Source organism: Mucilaginibacter polytrichastri, from assembly GCF_001911425.1.
Classification (GTDB): domain Bacteria; phylum Bacteroidota; class Bacteroidia; order Sphingobacteriales; family Sphingobacteriaceae; genus Mucilaginibacter; species Mucilaginibacter polytrichastri.
This window is the reverse complement of sequence record NZ_MPPL01000001.1, coordinates 5,199,960-5,217,592: the sequence shown is the minus strand read 5'-3', so window position 1 is coordinate 5,217,592 and position 17,633 is coordinate 5,199,960. Positions and strand designations below refer to the sequence as shown.

The following is a 17,633-nucleotide window of genomic DNA, read 5'->3' as shown; positions in this document are numbered from 1 at the left end:
AACAAAAATGCAAAAGCTTAAATACGAACGACCCTACATCAAAAAACTAAACGCCGGGATCATGAACAAGTTCGGTACCCGTACCGATGCCCAGGCATTTACGCATATTGATGGCGTGGCTGTAAAAAGCCTTATTGCGCAGTATGGCTCGCCGGTTTTTGTATTGTCTGAAAAACAGATCCGCAGAAATTATCGTTCGGCTTACCGGGCTTTCAGCACCCGGTACCCTAAAGTGCAGTTTGCCTGGAGCTATAAAACAAATTACCTCAATGCCGTTTGCAGCATTTTTCACCAGGAAGGCAGCTGGGCCGAGGTAGTATCGGGTTTTGAATACCAAAAAGCTATTGGCAACGGGGTACCGGGCAATAAGATCATTTTTAATGGCCCAAATAAATCCAAAGCAGACCTGTTACTGGCTATAGAAAATGATTCGCTCATCCACATCGATCATTTTGAAGAATTAACACAACTGCTTTCATTAAGCGATGGCCTGATTGTAAAACCCCGGGTTGCCATTCGTGTAAATATGGATACCGGCGTTTACCCCCTTTGGGATCGTTTTGGATTTAATTATGAGAATGGTGAAGCCTGGAACGCGCTAACCAAAATCGTTAATTCGGGCAAACTGCAATTGGCTGGCCTGCATTGCCATATCGGCACCTATATGCTTTCTACCGGTGCCTACGGCATAGCCGCAACCAAAATGTGCGACCTCGCCATGCGCTGCAAAAATCAACTGAAACAAACGATAGAATACTTAGACCTGGGTGGTGGTTTCCCATCAACCAATACTTTAAAAGGGGCTTACCTGCCGGGCACAGATACCGTACCCTCTGTTGATGATTTTGCCGAAGTGATTACCACTACACTGCTCAACTTTGGTTTTGCCAATGATGATTTGCCTTTGCTGATCTTAGAAAGCGGCCGTATATTAATTGACGATGCCGGTTACCTGCTGGGTAGCGTGGTTGCCAACAAGCGTTTAAGTGATGGCAAGCGTGCCACCATTGTTGATTTTGGGGTAAACCTGCTGTTTACCTCCTTTTGGTACGACCACCAGATTAGCCCGGCGCAGGAGTTTACACCACATGTTGAGAATATGACGGTATACGGACCGCTGTGTATGAACATCGATGTGATCCGCGAGAGCATAAACCTCCCATTAATTAACCCCGGCGAACATGTGGTGGTGCACAAAGTGGGCGCTTATAATATGACACAGTGGATGCAGTTTATCACCCAACGCCCTGCTGTAGTTTTGATAGATGAGCAGCAGCAAACGCACCTTATCCGCACCGCAGAAACATTGGGCTATGTGCAAGAACCAGAAAACGTACCAACCCATTTAAAATAAATGAAACAACGGATACCCGCATTTATTAAAGCAATTATTAATACTTACTCGGTGCTGTTTTTTTCGCAGAACCGGGTGCTGGGTGTTATTTTGCTGCTGGTAACCTTTTTCAATATCCAGGTTGGGCTTAGTGGTTTGGCCTGCGTAATATTCTCGCTTTTTATTGCCCGCGCAATGGGCTACCAGCGCGTAAATACCCGTATGGGTATTTACAGCTACAATGCGCTGTTACTTGGTATTGCTATGGGTACTTTTTACAATGTAAACGCCCTGTTTTTTTTATGGCTGGCGGTGGCCTGCTTAATTGTAGTTATTGCAACTATTATACTTACCAAAAGGCTTGGCCGGTCGGGCTTGCCGGTGCTTTCTTTACCCTTTATTTTAACTTTTTGGGTGGTACTTCTGGCAGCCAACAGCATTTTCAATACCGGCCTGCACCAAAAAAGCAGCTACCTGCTCGAAGAAATTTATAACGGGCAGGGCAGCCTGGCCGGGGTTCAGGGCTACCTGGCTTTGAAGCTGCCTTTTTATTTAAACTTATTTTTCCGTTCGCTTAGCGCGGTGCTGTTTCAGAATAATACCCTGATCGGTATGCTCATGAGCATCGGTTTACTCATCCACTCGCGCATTACTTTTAGCTTGCTGGTTATTGGCTTTATAGCATCCTGTACATTAAATGCCATTACCCATACCTACCCGGATGGTATAAGCTATTACCACTTAGGTGCCAACTTTATGATGACCACGGCGGCCATCGGCAGCTTTTTTATTATCCCGTCATGGCGTTCATACCTGTGGGCTTTAGTGTGTATACCGGTAGTGGTTATGTTGGTAAACGCCTTTACCGGTATACTTGGTGTTTACTACCTGCCTGTATTATCGCTGCCTTTTTGCCTGGTTAATATTACGCTGTTATATGTATTAAAGCTGCGCAAAAACCCTACGCAACTACAGCTGGCCCCTGTACAGCACTATTCGCCCGAGCGTAATTTATACCAGTTTCTTAATCACGCTGCGCGTTTAAATGATTTTAAATATTTTGGCATGCATTTACCCTTTATGGGCAGCTGGGTGGTTTCGCAAGGCTACAATGGTGCTATTACCCACAAAGGCGACTGGGGCCAGGCGCTGGATTTTGTGATTGCCGACGACGACCATAAAACCTATAACCATCCCGGTACGCTGCCCGAACATTTTTACTGCTTTAATAAGCCTGTTTTAGCCTGCGGCGATGGGGTGGTTGAAAACGTAATTGACCATATTGAAGACAATGCCATTGGCCAGACCAATACCAAAGAAAACTGGGGCAATACCATTGTTATTAAACACGCCGCCGGCTTATTCTCTAAAGTATCACACCTCAAAAAAAACTCGATAAAAGTAAAGCCGGGTAGTGTGGTTAAACAAGGCGATCTTTTAGGCCTGTGTGGCAATTCGGGCCGGTCGCCCGAGCCGCATTTACACTTCCAGATACAGGCAACGCCTTACATAGGGTCCAAAACGATGCCTTATCCATTTGCTTATTATACCTCCAATAGCAGAAGTACCAACCCATTCCATAGCTTCGAAATCCCGGAGGAGGGTACTGTATTAAGTGCTCCTGAGGTTAATACAGCCATTAAAAAGGCCTTTGATTTTCAGCCTGGTTATATGGCTACAATTACAGCAAACGGGATTACAGAACTTATTGAGATCTACACCGACGAGCTGAATCAATCATACATGTACAGCGCAAAAACGGGTGCATCGGCCTACTTTATCAATAACGGCACCCTGTTTTATTTCACCAGTTTTTATGGCGATCAGCATTCTTTGCTGTATTACTTTTACCTGGCTGCCTATAAAATTATTTTCACCGGTAACCCGGCTATTGTAGCTCACGATGTTTACCCGGACCTGTTAAGCAACAATAAAGCAAAACTATGGCTGCAAGATTTTATAGCTCCTTTTTACCGCTTTATTAAACTGCAATACCAAAGCAATTACGTACCACAAAAAAACGGCATCGCCATACAATCAAAACAAACAGAAAATAATAAGCAGCTTATGGACGCCACCATAAACATTGCCAATAACAGCTTACAAGGTTTTAACATCCGGCTTAACGGAATAATAATTGAAGCACAATGGACTACAGAAAACATGTATTAATCATTATTCTCCTGTTGTGCTTCCAGTTGGTTAAGGCACAGGAAAGCACCGTACCGATAGCCGACAGTACATCGGCCGAGTTATCTAAAGCAGGCGAGTGGAAACAACTGATCGATTACGGCCAGCAAACTATTGCCAATGGCACAGATTTCCCCGGCCTGCGGCTTAGGGTGGCATTTGCCTGGTTTATTACCGGCAATTATAAAGCCGCGCTTGCAGAATATAACAACGTGCTGCAAAAAGATGCTTATAACCAAACCGCACGCTATTATGCTTATTACTGTGCCCAATTTTTAAATAATGATCTGCAAGCCTCCTACAATGCCAAATATTGGGATAAAGAGAGTTTAAAGAAAGAAGATATATCCCCATTCGGGCTTATTGATATGGGGTTTGAAACAGGTGGAAAATTTGTAAGTAACCGCTGGAGGGGCAATGGTTTTTACTCGCGCTTTGGGTTAACCAACCGATTGGGATGGCGTTTGCAGCTAGAGCAATCTGTTCTCTATTTTAAACAAAATATTTATAACCGTATTGGTTTCGGCCCGCATTCAGATCGTTATAAATTAGCTGATGACCAGAGCGAATACTTTGCCAAACTAAGCTATGCACTTAACCAACGCCTTACTGTATTGGGTTCGTACCATTACCTAAACACCAAATACAATAGCGCAGCTTACCATAGTAATTTATGGATGGCGGGTATTAAATACGCCGGTACTGCTGTTGATTTGCAGGGCGATGTTAATTTTGGGAACATTATTAACCAGCCGCTTATTCAATATAATGCCAAACTAACCTATTACCCTTTGGGCAATCTTAATTTATATACCATCAGCCGGTTGTCTGATAAGCACCTTAAAAACGTAGATCATTTTATTTATAACCAGGCTATTGGGTTTAAACTGGCCAAAAATACCTGGCTCGAGTCGGGCTTAACCTTTGGCAACCAGGAAGACTATATAGATACCGACGGCCTTTATGTTTACAACTCTGTTGATAACACGAAGCTTAAATTTAATGAGACTGCTTTTTTCCAGATGAGTAATAATGCACAGTTAAGGCTGATCTATACTTACGAGAAAAAAACCGATGCTTATTTCCCCATGAACTATAACCAAAATTCTATTACTTTAGGTTTTTTATGGAAGTTTTAAAAAAACCGTTATTAGTAGCCCTCTCTTTGCTGTTTGCCATGCAATTACAGGCACAAACTAATGCCGTTTTACAAAAAGCATTTCATAACAGTTATACCGACGAGCTGAACAAAAACTACACAGCGGCCATTAATGATATTTCGCCCTATTATGCCGATAATAGCTACGAGATCAACATCAGACTGGGCTGGCTGCATTACCTCAATAAAAATTACAACGCATCTCAATCTTACTACCAAAAAGCCATCAACCTTAAGCCGGGTTCTATCGAGGCTAAGTTTGGCTATGTAAAACCATTATCGTTTTTGCAAAACTGGGATAAGATTTTGGATCAGTACCTGGCTATCCTTAAAATTGATGCCCAAAATACGCAGGCCAATTACTGGGCCGGGGTATTATACTACAACCACAAACAATTTGATGCTGCCATCAGGTGTTTTAAAGCGGTGGTTAATTTATACCCGTTTGATTATGATGGCAACCATATGCTGGCCTGGGCATTGCTCTTATCCGGTAAAAAAGCTGATGCCCGCCCCCTGTTTGAAAGGGCTCTTATTATTAAACCGGGTGATGATTCGAGCGAAGATGGCTTAAGCCGCTGTAAATAATTTAATCCTTCCTAATTTACTGCTGGGATATTCGCCTGTTTTTAGTATCTTAAAGCGGGGTAATAGTTCCATGATCAAAGCATCTGCAGAAACACTGAAGCGTACTTTAAAGCCCATCCATTTGTGGGCTATTGCCGTAGGCTTGGTTATATCCGGCGAGTATTTCGGCTGGAACTACGGCTGGGGCGTAGCCGGTACTATCGGTTTCCTCATTGCCACGCTTATCATCACGGTAATGTATATTACCTTCATTTTTAGCTATACCGAGCTTACCACCTCCATACCACATGCAGGCGGGGCATTTGCCTACAGTTACCGCGCCATGGGGCCATTCGGAGGGCTAATAGCCGGTTATGCCACATTAATTGATTTTTTATTAGCCACACCTGCCATCGCCTTCGCACTGGGCAGTTACCTGCATTTTTTATACCCGGCAATACCAGTGCTGCAATCGGCTTTGTTTTTTAATGTGGTATTTATCTTTATTAATATTTTAGGGGTTAAAGAGTCGGCCACCTTCTCGGTTTTCATTACCATACTGGCCGTGGCCGAGCTGTTGTTGTTTATGGGCGTTATTGGCCCGCATTTTAAAATGTCTAACTATGTAAGCAACCCTATGCCTTTCGGGTGGACGGGCATTTTTGCCGCCCTGCCTTATGCTGTTTGGTTTTACCTGGCCATAGAGGGCGTTGCCATGGTGGCAGAAGAAGTAAAAGAACCCGAAAGAAATATCCCGAAGGGATACATCTCCGGCCTGGCTACGCTCACCTTTTTGGCCCTGGGTGTAATGATACTTACCGGCGGCATTACCGACTGGCGCAAACTCAGCAACCTCGACTACCCCCTCCCCGAAGCAATTGCCGTTGTATTGGGCAGGGGCAACGGCTTAACAAAAATATTTGCCAGTATTGGTTTATTCGGCTTGATAGCTTCATTCCACGGCACCATCCTGGCTTCATCGCGGCAGGTATTTGCCATGGCGCGCAGCGGTTATTTACCCAGGGGATTGGCAAAAATCAATCACCGGTTTAAAACACCGCACTGGTCTGTTATTGCAGGTGGTTTTGTAAGTTTTGCCGCCTTATTTACAGGCACAACCAGCCAGGTAATTATCCTATCGGTACTGGGTGCCGTGGTAATGTATATGATGAGCATGATGAGTCTGTTCATCCTCCGTAAAAAAGAGCCGGGATTGAACCGTACTTTTCGCGCACCCTTTTACCCGGCATTTCCGGCCATTGCATTAATATTATCTACAGTGTGCCTAGTGGCAATCGTATATTACAATCTGGTGGTTAGTAGCATTTTCTTTGCCGGGCTGGCTGTGGCAACTTTAATTTTTATGCTGCTGGGTAAACACAAAATAGCTATTACAGATGACGTGCTACTGGAGCAGGCTGCCGTAATGATCCCAACCGAATAACGATGGCCTACCAGCACACCATACACCAGCATGTTTACCGGTTCGGCGATTTGAAAGACCTGCTGGCCAAAGCCTCGCCACTACGGTCGGGCGATGTGCTGGCCGGTATTGCTGCCGCTACTTATGAAGAGCGTGTTGCTGCGCAGATTACCCTGGCTGATGTGCCGTTGAAAGTTTTTTTGAACGAGGCCATCATCCCCTATGAAGCAGACGAGGTAACCCGGCTCATTATGGACAGCCATGACCTGCTTGCCTTTGAACCCATAGCCCATTTAACCGTAGGCGAATTTCGCGACTGGCTATTAGGTGATGACATTGACACGCTAACCTTGCAAAACCTTAAATGGGGAATAACCCCCGAAATTGTGGCTGCGGTATCCAAGCTGATGCGCAACCAGGATCTGATTGCCGTAGCGCAAAAATGCGAGGTAATTACAAGGTTTCGTAATACCATTGGCCTGAAGGGGCATTTCTCTACCCGGCTACAACCCAACCATCCTACAGACGATTTGAAAGGTATTGCCGCCAGTATGATAGACGGCCTGCTATATGGCAGCGGCGATGCCGTAATTGGCATTAACCCCGCTATGGATAGCCCCGCAGGTGTAACTAACCTGCTTAACCTCATCGATACTCTACGGCAGCAGTTCGAGATACCGACACAATCATGCGTGTTAAGCCACATTACCACCACTTTGGCGCTTATTAACAGCGGCGCACCAGTCGACCTTTGTTTTCAATCTATTGCCGGCACGCAGCAAACAAATAGCAGTTTTGGTATTAATCTCGATCTCCTTAGCGAAGCTTACGATGCCACCTTATCGCTTAATCGCGGCACCATTGGTAACCATGTAATGTATTTCGAAACAGGGCAGGGAAGTTCCTTGTCTGCCAATGCCCATCATGGGGTAGATCAGCAAACCTGCGAGGCAAGGGCATATGCAGTAGCCCGAAAGTATAATCCCCTGCTGGTGAATACGGTAGTTGGTTTCATCGGCCCCGAGTATTTGTATGATGGTAAACAGATTATCCGCGCAGCACTCGAAGATCATTTTTGCGGTAAATTACTAGGCCTGCCTATGGGTGTGGATGTTTGCTATACCAACCACGCCGAAGCCGACCAAGACGATATGGATAACCTGCTAACTTTACTTGGCGTGGCCGGCTGCAACTTTGTAATGGGCATCCCGGGCTCGGATGATATTATGCTCAATTACCAGTCTACCTCATTTCATGACGCTTTGTATCTGCGCAAGGTTTTAGGCCTGCGCCCCGCACCCGAGTTTGAAAAATGGCTGCAGAAACAGGGCATAACCGACAATATGGGACAGCTTACCCACAGCCAGGCTATGGGCCGTTTAATGGATCATTTATTTTAACAGCAGATGAAGAAGCCCGCCGTAAAAACAACTGATCCATGGGAGTCATTAAAAGAGTTTACCGCCGCCCGCATAGCAATGGGCCGGGTGGGCAGCAGCATCCCGCTAACCGAATACCTCAAATTTAAACTGGCGCATGCCCATGCCCGCGATGCCGTATATTCTGAGCTGAACAGCGAGGCACTGATGTATTATTTAAAACATCTGGATATACCGATATTAAAGCTGCACAGTAAAGCAGAAAATCGCCATCAATACTTACAACGGCCGGATTTGGGGCGACTACCGAGCGACCAATCAACCGATACGATTAAAGAGCATACAGGCAAATACGACATATCTATCATTATAGCCGACGGCCTGTCGGCACATGCCGTAAATAGTAATGCGGTACAATTGGTTGAGGGGTTGGTGCAACTATTCCGGTCGGTAAAATATAAATTGGCGCCCATTTGCCTTACATCGCAAAGCAGGGTTGCCTTGGCAGATCATATTGCGCATGGCCTTAATGCGAGGCTCTCCATTATGCTCATCGGCGAACGCCCGGGCCTAAGTTCGGCAGATAGTGTGGGGGCTTATTTAACCTACAACCCCAAGCCGGGATTAACCGACGAATCGCGCAACTGCGTATCCAACATCCGCCCTGAGGGATTAACGCATAATTTGGCAGCCGAAAAAATCTTTTACCTGGTACAGGAGGCATTTAGAAGAAAGCTATCCGGTGTTAATTTAAAAGATGATGCGGGATTATTAAATCAGCCTAATTCTGATTTACTTTCTCCATAAATAAAACATGATCAATTTGTTTGTTTAAATCATCCAGCTTACGCTTTTGCCTGGTAAAATTCGATATAAAATAAAGCCCCAAGCCATAAGTGATGATACTTACCGGGGCAGCAATTTTAAACAAGGTGGTAATACCTCTATTTAAGTCGATGCCAAAAAACAAACTGGCTACAGTCAGCAGCAACACATTGGTAATTAAATAGGCGGCAATTAATTTACGCTGCCCCACCAATTTATTAATCTGATAGTTCAAGTATTCCTTACTGGCCCTATGCCGGGTATTCTGTTGATAGGCGATACTTTTCCAAACAACAAAAAGGTAAATAACCAATAATAAGCACACAAGGCCCAGTGTACCGATAAGAAATACGGCATGTGTACCATTAAGCCCTCTATAAATCCGCACAATGATACCCGACAACAGTAAATAACCCCATATTGCACTTAGGTTACTCCACAAAAGCATTTGTTGCACCTTAGCATCCAATGCTGTAATTTTATTTTTTATTATCTCATTATCGTTAACATCTATTTCAACTATCAACGACATTTTTTTGATTAATGATGTAAAAGCCATGTGTTTTAATTTGCGTTCATCATAGCCTTTGCTACTAACATGCCGTAAAATAATTTAGGGCGAATACATGCCTTAATTAATAGTTAAAGCCGATTTGGAGCCACAGATACCAATAGCATAGTTTACTAGTTACCCCAATATGAACTACTGTTTTTCATTTTGGCCCGCCCTAAACAAAAAAGTCCCGGCAATAACGCCAGGACTTGATATATAGTTAATAGTTAAGTTGCAATTACTGATTATTTGCAATTACGCTTTTGTGCGCAAAATACAGGTATTTAACCTCGTACTGCTTGGCCACTTTATCATAGCTGGCCAACTCTGCATCGTTACGAAAGTTATTTTGCAGGCTGTAACGAAAATCTGTAGCCTTTGGAAAGCTTGCAGTAAGGTTAGCCACAGTTAAATCTTTAACTGCTTGTTTGTTATTTACGCTGTAAAAATATTTTACAACAGGTGCATAACCTTTGGCCTGTTGGGTTAGTTTTTCACGGCTATATATGGTAAAGCCGGCAGTGTCAATTATTTTGTAAGCCGTGTTATTATAAAAGCGATAATCCTGGTTGGCTAAACGGTAACCGAAGATCTGGTTTTTGTTCAGATTCACTTTTTTACCCTCGTTAACCACTGCGATAGTGTTGCCGCCAAAAAACTCGTTCAGCTGTATTTTATCCGTGTTGGAGGCGTAGGTTAATTTATGGTCTTTGTAATCATTTTCGGTAAGGTAAACACCTGTGGTGTTTTGTGCTTTTAAGCCTAAACCCTGTATCATCAAGATGGCTGCGAAAAGCACTTTGATTGAAGTTTTCATTTTATTTGTTATTTATTTATTCTGATTTGTTATTCCTATGAAACAGTATTCCAATAAAGTGCCAGTTTATTAGAAACATTAGTAAAGCCTCAAAATTAGCCCCTCATGGGCATTTTTTAAAGATTTATACATTTTGTTACACTTTATTTACATTCAAAATGAAAGGCTGATTGCCAAAATGGAAGAGTAATAACACAGTCGTTAATATTTTGACTTATAATAAAGCCTCTTTTGTTTATGATGTAAATGTGTATTAGAAACGGACTATCAAGTCCATTGCTGCGGTATATTGATCCTTTTTGGTGCCATTGTTATACGGTGTAATCCCATCGGCATAAGCGCGCTCGTATCTAATTTCAGGGCGAATTCGGATCAGGTTGTTAAAATAGTGTACAAAGCCTATGGTGTGGCTGGTATACAAGGTGGCGTATCCGGTACGGTTAGCTTGCGGGTCATTCAGCATATCGTTACGGACAGACAAATAATCTTTAGGCGAAACCAATACCTGGAAATAGTTAACCAAACCTATGGCATTGGCCGTACCCGGAATCAGCGAGCCTGCACCTACGTTAGTATAAAATGGCTGTGGCGGGCCGGTGATTACAGTACCACCTACCAAGGCATTTTTTTGCCACATATAATAGGCTTCTGTCATCATGTGAATTCTGCTGCTAAACTTATGCCCCCAGGTGGTTACCAGCATTTGTAAGTTATCGTGCTGATTGGTGTAATTACCGCTCCCTAAAGAGTTGATACCTCCCCAAATGCCGTCGTTGTTATCATTAGATACCCAACGTACCATCAATAACCCATTTAACTGGGCCGAGTTGCTCCATGGGGCCATGTCATTACCGGCATGTGCAGCAACTTGTAATTGCCAGTGCGAACCCAGTTTAAACGTTCCCTGCACACCGGTAAAGGTGTATGGATCTACAGTAAACATCAGCGAGTGCGAGTACAGGTAATTATCTGTTGCCCATTGTGCTTCAATATCGGCAGGAGAGATAAACCGACCTACCTTTACAATTAAACCATCGGCCACTTTAGGGAAGTAAAGTATTCCGTATAGTTCGGCCGGGTCGAAGCCGTATTTATTGTTGTGCTTCAGCAATTGATTACTGAAGATGCCCTTACTGGTGGTATACCTATAATCGGTACCAAATATAGTGGTGGACAGGAAGCCCCATTCAAAATGATCTGTTTGAATTGTATTGGGTTGTTTTTCAAACTTAATCCCGGCTTGGTCAAGCACTATACTATTCGGTATTAAGTTGTAAGATGTAGGCGCGTTAGAATTTTTTGACGAACTGATATTTCCACCGATATCCACCCAGCCATAAATTTTAACCTTGCTTTGGCTTAAGCCCAATAACTTGGTCAAGGGGTAATTTGGTGCAGTGGCATCAACCCCAACCAGCGGCGAACCAACCCAATCTGAAGATGGGAATGGCGGCGACGGCAGCGGCGACGGCAACGACCTGATAACAGTATCTTTTTTTGCTTTAATTTTTACGGTATCCTGCTGTGCATTTACATTAAACACAATAGCCGCCAGCGCAACTATTGTTAGTAGGTGTTTTTTCATTTTGTTATTAGTTGTTATTTGGATTTATTGCGATAGGGTTTAGGGGATATTTTACCGGGTTATTGATCAGCATCAGGGGCAGGTTTTCCAGCAGTTTGATATAAAGGCTGATTCCTTTCTTAATTTCTTCGAGAAAAACAAACTCATCTGACGAATGGGAACGGGCCGAATCGCCGGGGCCTATTTTTACCGACGGGATATCCAGCCAGGCCTGATCCGAGGTGGTTGGCGAGCCGTAGGTTTTGCAACCAATGGCGATACCGGTTTTCACGATAGGATGATCTAACGGAACAGCCGATGCGCCAAGCGACCCCGGCCGAACGGTAAACGCTGAAGAGATGTTCTTTCTGATAGTTTCCAGGATCATCTCATGAGAGAATATATCGTCATTGCGGATATCTACGGTATACTCACACTTAGCAGGTACAATATTATGCTGCAAGCCAGCCTTAATAGCCGTGATAGTCATTTTAACAGGCGACAAGCTTTTAGACTGCTGCGGAAACTGGTACGAGCGGAACCATTCAAGATCTTTCATGCATTTGTAGATAGCATTATCGCCCTCTTCTCGTGCCGCATGGCCCGAGCGGCCGGTGCTGATACAATCAATTACCAGGTTGCCTTTTTCGGCAACTGCCATTTGCAGCAGGGTAGGTTCGCCAACTATGGCCAGCTCTAACTTACCCAGTGCTGGCAAAATAGATTTAATACCGTTTTTACCGGAGTTTTCTTCTTCGGCAGTAGCCGCAAAGCAAAGGTTAAAGCCCAGGCCCTGGTAGCTGTAGTAATGTAAAAAAGTAGCCAGTAAGGATACGAGACAACCGCCGGCATCATTGCTGCCCAGGCCATATAATTTACCGCCAATTATTTCGGGGCAGAAAGGGTTTTTAGTGTAGCCCTCGTTAGGTTTAACGGTATCAAGGTGCGAGTTTAACAGGATAGTAGGTTTGCTCTCGTCGAAATACTTGTTATAGCACCAAACGTTGTTTCTTCTTCTTTTAACTTTTACGTTATAGCTTAACAGGTATCCCTGCACCAAATCGGCAGCGGCAGATTCTTCGCCGCTGAATGATGGAGTTTCTATAAGCTTTTGCAGCAGTGTTACCGATTCGCTAAAGAGCAGCGAATTTAAAGGCAGGTTTTCCTTATTCATGGAAATAACCGGCTTTGCAATTACATTCTTTATCATCACAAAATTTGTTTTATATCCGTTTAAAGAAATAAGCTTAATTTAATTGAGGGTCGAAAAGCATAGCTGTGCAAAGGCAATTACACCTGTTTTTGGCCTGTAGCACATCGTAGTTAACACAGCTTTTACAGCCATCCCAAAAGCGGGTTTCTTGTGCTACCTCGGCATAAGTTACCGGCTCAAAACCCAGGTGAGTATTCATTTTCATGATGGCAAGGCCAGAGGTAATACTGAATACTTTTGCAGCCGGGTACTTGCTGCGCGATAACTGAAATATTTGCGTTTTAATTTGAGATGCAATATGGTTGTTACGGTGTTTGGGAGATACGATGAGGCCACTGTTTGATACAAATTTCTCATCGTCCCAGGTTTCGATATAGGAGAAGCCGGCCCACTCGCCATTTTCTGTTACGGCTACAATTGCTTTACCAGCGTCAATTTTTTCGATAATGGCGGCTGCCGATCTTTTAGAGATCCCCGAACCCCTCGCTATTGCAGAACTTTCCATTTCATGGATAATCTGATCTGCAAATACCACATCTGCTGGTATGGCCGACCTTACAATAATTCGTTCACTTTCCATTTTGATTTTATTATCGTTAATACACTTTGTTATTAACTGTAATGGCGGGTATGCCAAAAGAATGCCCGATTTGCACACTCAATCACAAAATGGCCTCAATGAGGTTAAAAAGCCCGTTTATTTTTACAGGCTACATCGGGGCATAAAAAAAGCCTCTCAAAATGAAAGGCTGGTTTTCCAATTTAATATGGAAAATATCTCTGAAGCATTAACAAAGTTTGCTGATGCCTACTTTACGTGATAAATTTAAACAGCGTCTAAACGCTTCTGCATCCATTCTGTCCGTTCGGCTTCATTCAAATAAGTCCAAGTAACTACACGACTTATTTTTTGCCCTTGCGACATGTTGATGGTTTTAACATCGATTGCGCCGACCTTTTCCAGCGCCTTATAAATTACGGGCAGCGTTTCTCTTCTGGATACCAGGGTTGAGAACCACATGCACTGCCTGGCCAGCAATAAGCTTTGGTTAATCATTTTACCAATAAATGCAGCTTCGCCGCCAGCATACCACAGTTCGGTATTAGTACCGCCGAAATTCAACCCTTTTTTATCTTCAGTAACACCCAGCTTTTCCCATTTCTGGGCAGAGCTATCCTGGGCCTCCTGCCTGGTTGCATGGAAAGGGGGGTTACATACCACCAGGTCAAAAACTTCGCCCTCGTTAACTACGCCTTTAAAAATTTCGGCCCGGTTAGCCTGAAAACGGATTTCTATAGCATCTTTTAACTGTTTATTTAATGATACCACCTTTTCTGCCGAATCAATAGCCTTTGAATCAATATCTGTACCCACAAACTGCCAGCCGTATACACTGTTACCAATTAAAGGGTAAACGCAATTAGCACCCACGCCAATATCCAGTACCTTAATTTTGTTGCCGGTTGGGATTACGCCATTATTGCTTTCGGCCAATAGGTCGGCCATGTTGTGGATATAGTCAACCCGGCCGGGTATTGGCGGACAAAGGTATCCCTCCGGGATATCCCAACCATCAATGCCATAAAAGTGTTTCAGTAATGCACCGTTTAAGGCTTTAACTGCTTCCGGATTACTAAAGTCAACAGACTCGTCGCCATATTGATTGGGCGCCACAAAAGGTTTTAAACCCGGGCTGCTTGCACAAAGCTCTTGCAGATCGTACCGCCCGATGTGCAGGTTACGAGGATGTAATGATCCTTTTTCGACAGACTTCTTGACTTTGACTTTAACTTTTTTCGGCATTTTGCTAAACGGATAGTTTGCAAAGGTAAACAAACTTGTTAAGCATATTGTAGAAACCCCTCCCTTCCATCACACTTCCGGCCGCCTCCTTAGTGTATGGAGGAAATTTAAAAATCATAAAAAAAGCAACTCTTGCGAGTTGCTTTAGATTAATTAATCATAGCATCTACCTACCATGGGCTTTCGTCGCCTTCACCCTGGATATCATGGCTGAAGAATTTACCGGTTGGCCCATCTGTGCCGATAGCTGCATATTTAACCACAAATGCGGCTGCGCTTTCAACGGTACCGGGGCCGCTGTTATGGTTAAAGTCTGTTGAGGTATAACCCGGATCTATTACATTCACCCTAAATTGTGTATCACGCAGTTCATAAGCTAATGCCACGGTATAAGCATTTAATGCTGTTTTAGATGGCCCATAAGCGGCTGCTTTAACGTTATAATACATCCAGGTTGGGTCGCTGTGCAGGGTTAAAGAACCCAAGCCCGAAGTAACATTGGCGATGACAGGAGTTGCAGATTTTTTCAGCAAACCAATAAATGCCTGGGTAACTGCAATGACACCAAAAAAGTTGGTATCAAATACCTCGCGAATAGTGGCTACATCCACAGATAAAGCCGCCTGCTCCATACCGCCTAATATACCGGCGTTGTTAACCAGCAGATCTAATGATTCAACCTTACTGCTTAATGTTTTTTGTGCAGCATCTATCGATGCTGCATCAGTTACATCGATCTGTATGGCTTCGAGGTTGGTTAAACCTTCGGCTTTCAGTTTGGTCACGGCCTCCTGTCCTTTTGCCAGATCGCGGCTGCCCAAGTATACGAAATAGCCTTTGCCAGCCAGCTGTTTTGCAGTTTCGAAACCGATACTTTTGTTTGCGCCTGTTATGAGTGCTGTTTTCATTTTTGTCTTATTTTTATTTACAGCAACAAAGTTAGGTTCAGCATTAGCAACACAACAGCACACCCAACGGTTTTAATGGTACATTTCGCGGAAGTTGCTACGATAGTAAGCAGGGGTATACGCAGTAAGGCGTTTAAAGAACCTGTTGAAGTAAGAAGCATCCTCGAAACCCAGCTGAAAGGCGATCTCCTTTATGGCATAATCGGTATGAAAAAGCAAACGTTTGGCCTCCAGGATCAACCGCTCATGGATGTGCGCTATGGCCGGTTTACCGCTTTGCGCTTTTACCAATTCGCTTAAATGCCCGGCAGAAATATTCAGCATATCAGCATAGGCAGCTACTTCGTGCAATTCGGTATAGGTTTCATCCACTTTCGCCAGAAACTTTTTGAGTAATACCCTATCGGGGCCCGCTTCCTGTTCCTTTAATTGCTCCTGGTATAAGCGGCTCAGATACACCAATAAATTCTCATGTAGGCCGAAAGCATTGTATTTTGCCAGGTTTCTTTAGTTTCTGTTTCTGCAAGTATCTTATCCAGAATATCTTCTATAAATTTGAGATCACCCTTGGTTAAGGAAAGTTCGTGCCCGTTTTGAGGGTTTTGGATAATGGGTAACTCTTTAAGCGAAGCATTATCGGCAGTCAGCAAAAACTCTTTATGAAAACTAAGGGCAATACCCGTAAATGGTTCGGCATCTTCCTTTAAATGTACCTGGTGCGGGGTGGTAAAATAAAACTTATCGGGCTTTAAATCATAGGGCGTCATATCTATCCAATGGCGGCTGCTACCCATTTTAACAAAGGCCATAAAGTAATAATCCTTACGGTGCGGCACCAAAAAATCCGACCGCTTATAATTCACCACACAATCGTTCCGGTTAATGCGAAACAGCGGGTTGCCCGTTGCTGCATCCGGCTCAAATGGATATTGCGGTATAACGATCTCTTCTTTATACAGATACATAGTGCAATTTAGGGGAAAGGGATTGGAATATGGAATGTTTCTTATTTGGCATGCGCGGCACTCACTATACCACAAGCGGGACGCTTGCGGGAGCGAGGGGGTTGCAAAATTTACCTTAAGCCTTTTTTACAAACTCAGATTTAAGCGCCATTGCGCCGAACCCATCAATCTTACAGTCAATATTATGATCACTGTCTACCAAACGAATGTTTTTGACTTTGGTTCCGGCCTTTATGCCCTGGGGTGAACCTTTAACCGGCAGATTTTTGATAGTTATCACTGTATCTCCATTTTGCAAAGTGTTGCCATTACTATCCTTCACAATAAACGGCTGATCCTCGGTACTATCTTCTTCCGGGCTCCACTCATGCCCGCATTCGGGACAGGCAAGCAGGCCTTCCATTTCATAGGTAAAAGTTGATTTGCACAAGGGGCAGGGAGTTAATTCTATCATACTAAAGTTTTGGCAAAGGTAAAATTGTTATTTGCAAGTTGGTAAGAATTGTGGTTGGAGTTTAATTTTATAAGAAAAGTTGCCAACAATGTTGACAACTTTCAAATGGCGGTCCCGACGGGAATAAGAATGTAGGCATTTTACAGCGTTTTCAACTCATCTCAGCTCAATTTGAATCAAAAGACTTTACCAGAAACTCATAGATATTTTACCCATTTTGTAACCCAATTTACCATCTTTATAAAGCTTGAAAATTGTCTATTAAAGAAAGCATTTGAGACAATTACACCATTTGAAATCAATTTGACTCATATCAACTACTTTACCTATCAAACAAACTTTACCTATTGTTCGCCCCATAACGCAAAAAACGCCGTTCTTGCACTGAAGAATGACGTTTTTAGTGGTCCCGACGAGAATCGAACTCATATCTAGAGTTTAGGAAACTCCTATTCTATCCGTTGAACTACGGGACCGTT

Annotated in this window: 17 protein-coding genes and 1 tRNA gene; 7 read left to right on the top strand and 11 right to left on the bottom strand. The window is 43.6% G+C overall.

Features of this window, described 5'->3' with window-relative positions:
* The first annotated feature begins 7 nt into the window (after positions 1–7).
* The 7 genes from RG47T_RS22500 (at position 8) to eutC (ending at position 8,858) form a co-directional block, all read left to right on the top strand.
* The gene (locus tag RG47T_RS22500; RefSeq protein WP_074491974.1) at positions 8–1,354 is read left to right on the top strand and encodes a type III PLP-dependent enzyme domain-containing protein; all 1,347 of its coding nucleotides are present in this window, start codon (positions 8–10) and stop codon (positions 1,352–1,354) included.
* Complete coding sequence (locus tag RG47T_RS22495; RefSeq protein WP_074491971.1) at positions 1,355–3,505, top strand: urea transporter; 2,151 nt, start codon at positions 1,355–1,357, stop codon at positions 3,503–3,505.
* Positions 3,481–4,662, top strand: coding sequence for a hypothetical protein (locus tag RG47T_RS22490; protein WP_074491969.1), 1,182 nt, complete (start codon positions 3,481–3,483; stop codon positions 4,660–4,662). The genes RG47T_RS22495 and RG47T_RS22490 overlap by 25 nt, the downstream gene beginning before the upstream one ends.
* Entirely contained in the window at positions 4,650–5,270 is a 621-nt protein-coding gene (locus RG47T_RS22485; protein ID WP_083627497.1) for a tetratricopeptide repeat protein, read from the top strand. Before RG47T_RS22490 ends, RG47T_RS22485 begins: the two co-directional genes overlap by 13 nt.
* 70 nt (positions 5,271–5,340) lie before the next feature.
* Positions 5,341–6,693: an ethanolamine permease gene (eat, locus tag RG47T_RS22480; protein ID WP_074491967.1), complete on the top strand. Its 1,353-nt coding sequence runs from the start codon at positions 5,341–5,343 to the stop codon at positions 6,691–6,693.
* Between the two features lie 2 nt (positions 6,694–6,695).
* The gene (locus RG47T_RS22475; RefSeq protein WP_074491965.1) at positions 6,696–8,072 is read left to right on the top strand and encodes an ethanolamine ammonia-lyase subunit EutB; all 1,377 of its coding nucleotides are present in this window, start codon (positions 6,696–6,698) and stop codon (positions 8,070–8,072) included.
* Between the two features lie 6 nt (positions 8,073–8,078).
* Entirely contained in the window at positions 8,079–8,858 is a 780-nt protein-coding gene (gene eutC / locus RG47T_RS22470) for an ethanolamine ammonia-lyase subunit EutC (protein WP_074491964.1), read from the top strand.
* On the opposite strand, the gene RG47T_RS22465 is transcribed toward eutC, so the two are convergent.
* From RG47T_RS22465 to RG47T_RS22415, 11 genes are all read right to left on the bottom strand, one after another.
* The gene (locus RG47T_RS22465) at positions 8,833–9,408 is read right to left on the bottom strand and encodes a hypothetical protein (protein ID WP_139235695.1); all 576 of its coding nucleotides are present in this window, start codon (positions 9,406–9,408) and stop codon (positions 8,833–8,835) included. The genes eutC and RG47T_RS22465 overlap by 26 nt on opposite strands.
* 259 nt (positions 9,409–9,667) lie before the next feature.
* Positions 9,668–10,246, bottom strand: a complete 579-nt coding sequence (locus tag RG47T_RS22460) for a hypothetical protein (RefSeq protein WP_074491960.1) — start codon at positions 10,244–10,246, stop codon at positions 9,668–9,670.
* A 253-nt stretch (positions 10,247–10,499) separates the two neighbouring features.
* Positions 10,500–11,831, bottom strand: coding sequence for an outer membrane beta-barrel protein (locus RG47T_RS22455; RefSeq protein WP_074491958.1), 1,332 nt, complete (start codon positions 11,829–11,831; stop codon positions 10,500–10,502).
* A gap of 7 nt (positions 11,832–11,838) precedes the next feature.
* The gene (locus RG47T_RS22450; RefSeq protein WP_317041627.1) at positions 11,839–13,020 is read right to left on the bottom strand and encodes a M20 family metallo-hydrolase; all 1,182 of its coding nucleotides are present in this window, start codon (positions 13,018–13,020) and stop codon (positions 11,839–11,841) included.
* Positions 13,021–13,057: 37 nt separating this feature from the next.
* On the bottom strand, positions 13,058–13,603 hold the full coding sequence (locus tag RG47T_RS22445; RefSeq protein ID WP_074493674.1) for an N-acetyltransferase: 546 nt from the start codon (positions 13,601–13,603) through the stop codon (positions 13,058–13,060).
* Between the two features lie 246 nt (positions 13,604–13,849).
* A complete protein-coding gene (gene rlmF / locus RG47T_RS22435; RefSeq protein WP_074491952.1) occupies positions 13,850–14,827 on the bottom strand; it encodes a 23S rRNA (adenine(1618)-N(6))-methyltransferase RlmF in 978 nt (325 codons plus the stop codon).
* 170 nt (positions 14,828–14,997) lie between these two features.
* The gene (locus tag RG47T_RS22430; protein ID WP_074491949.1) at positions 14,998–15,735 is read right to left on the bottom strand and encodes an SDR family NAD(P)-dependent oxidoreductase; all 738 of its coding nucleotides are present in this window, start codon (positions 15,733–15,735) and stop codon (positions 14,998–15,000) included.
* A 72-nt stretch (positions 15,736–15,807) separates the two neighbouring features.
* Entirely contained in the window at positions 15,808–16,194 is a 387-nt protein-coding gene (locus RG47T_RS26505; RefSeq protein ID WP_216351094.1) for a helix-turn-helix domain-containing protein, read from the bottom strand.
* On the bottom strand, positions 16,185–16,700 hold the full coding sequence (locus tag RG47T_RS26500; protein ID WP_216351093.1) for an AraC family ligand binding domain-containing protein: 516 nt from the start codon (positions 16,698–16,700) through the stop codon (positions 16,185–16,187). Before RG47T_RS26500 ends, RG47T_RS26505 begins: the two co-directional genes overlap by 10 nt.
* 115 nt (positions 16,701–16,815) lie before the next feature.
* Positions 16,816–17,154 (bottom strand): zinc ribbon domain-containing protein YjdM, encoded by a 339-nt coding sequence (locus RG47T_RS22420; protein WP_139235694.1) that lies wholly within the window; start codon positions 17,152–17,154, stop codon positions 16,816–16,818.
* Positions 17,155–17,558: 404 nt separating this feature from the next.
* Positions 17,559–17,630 (bottom strand) — tRNA-Arg (locus tag RG47T_RS22415).
* Positions 17,631–17,633 lie beyond the last annotated feature (3 nt).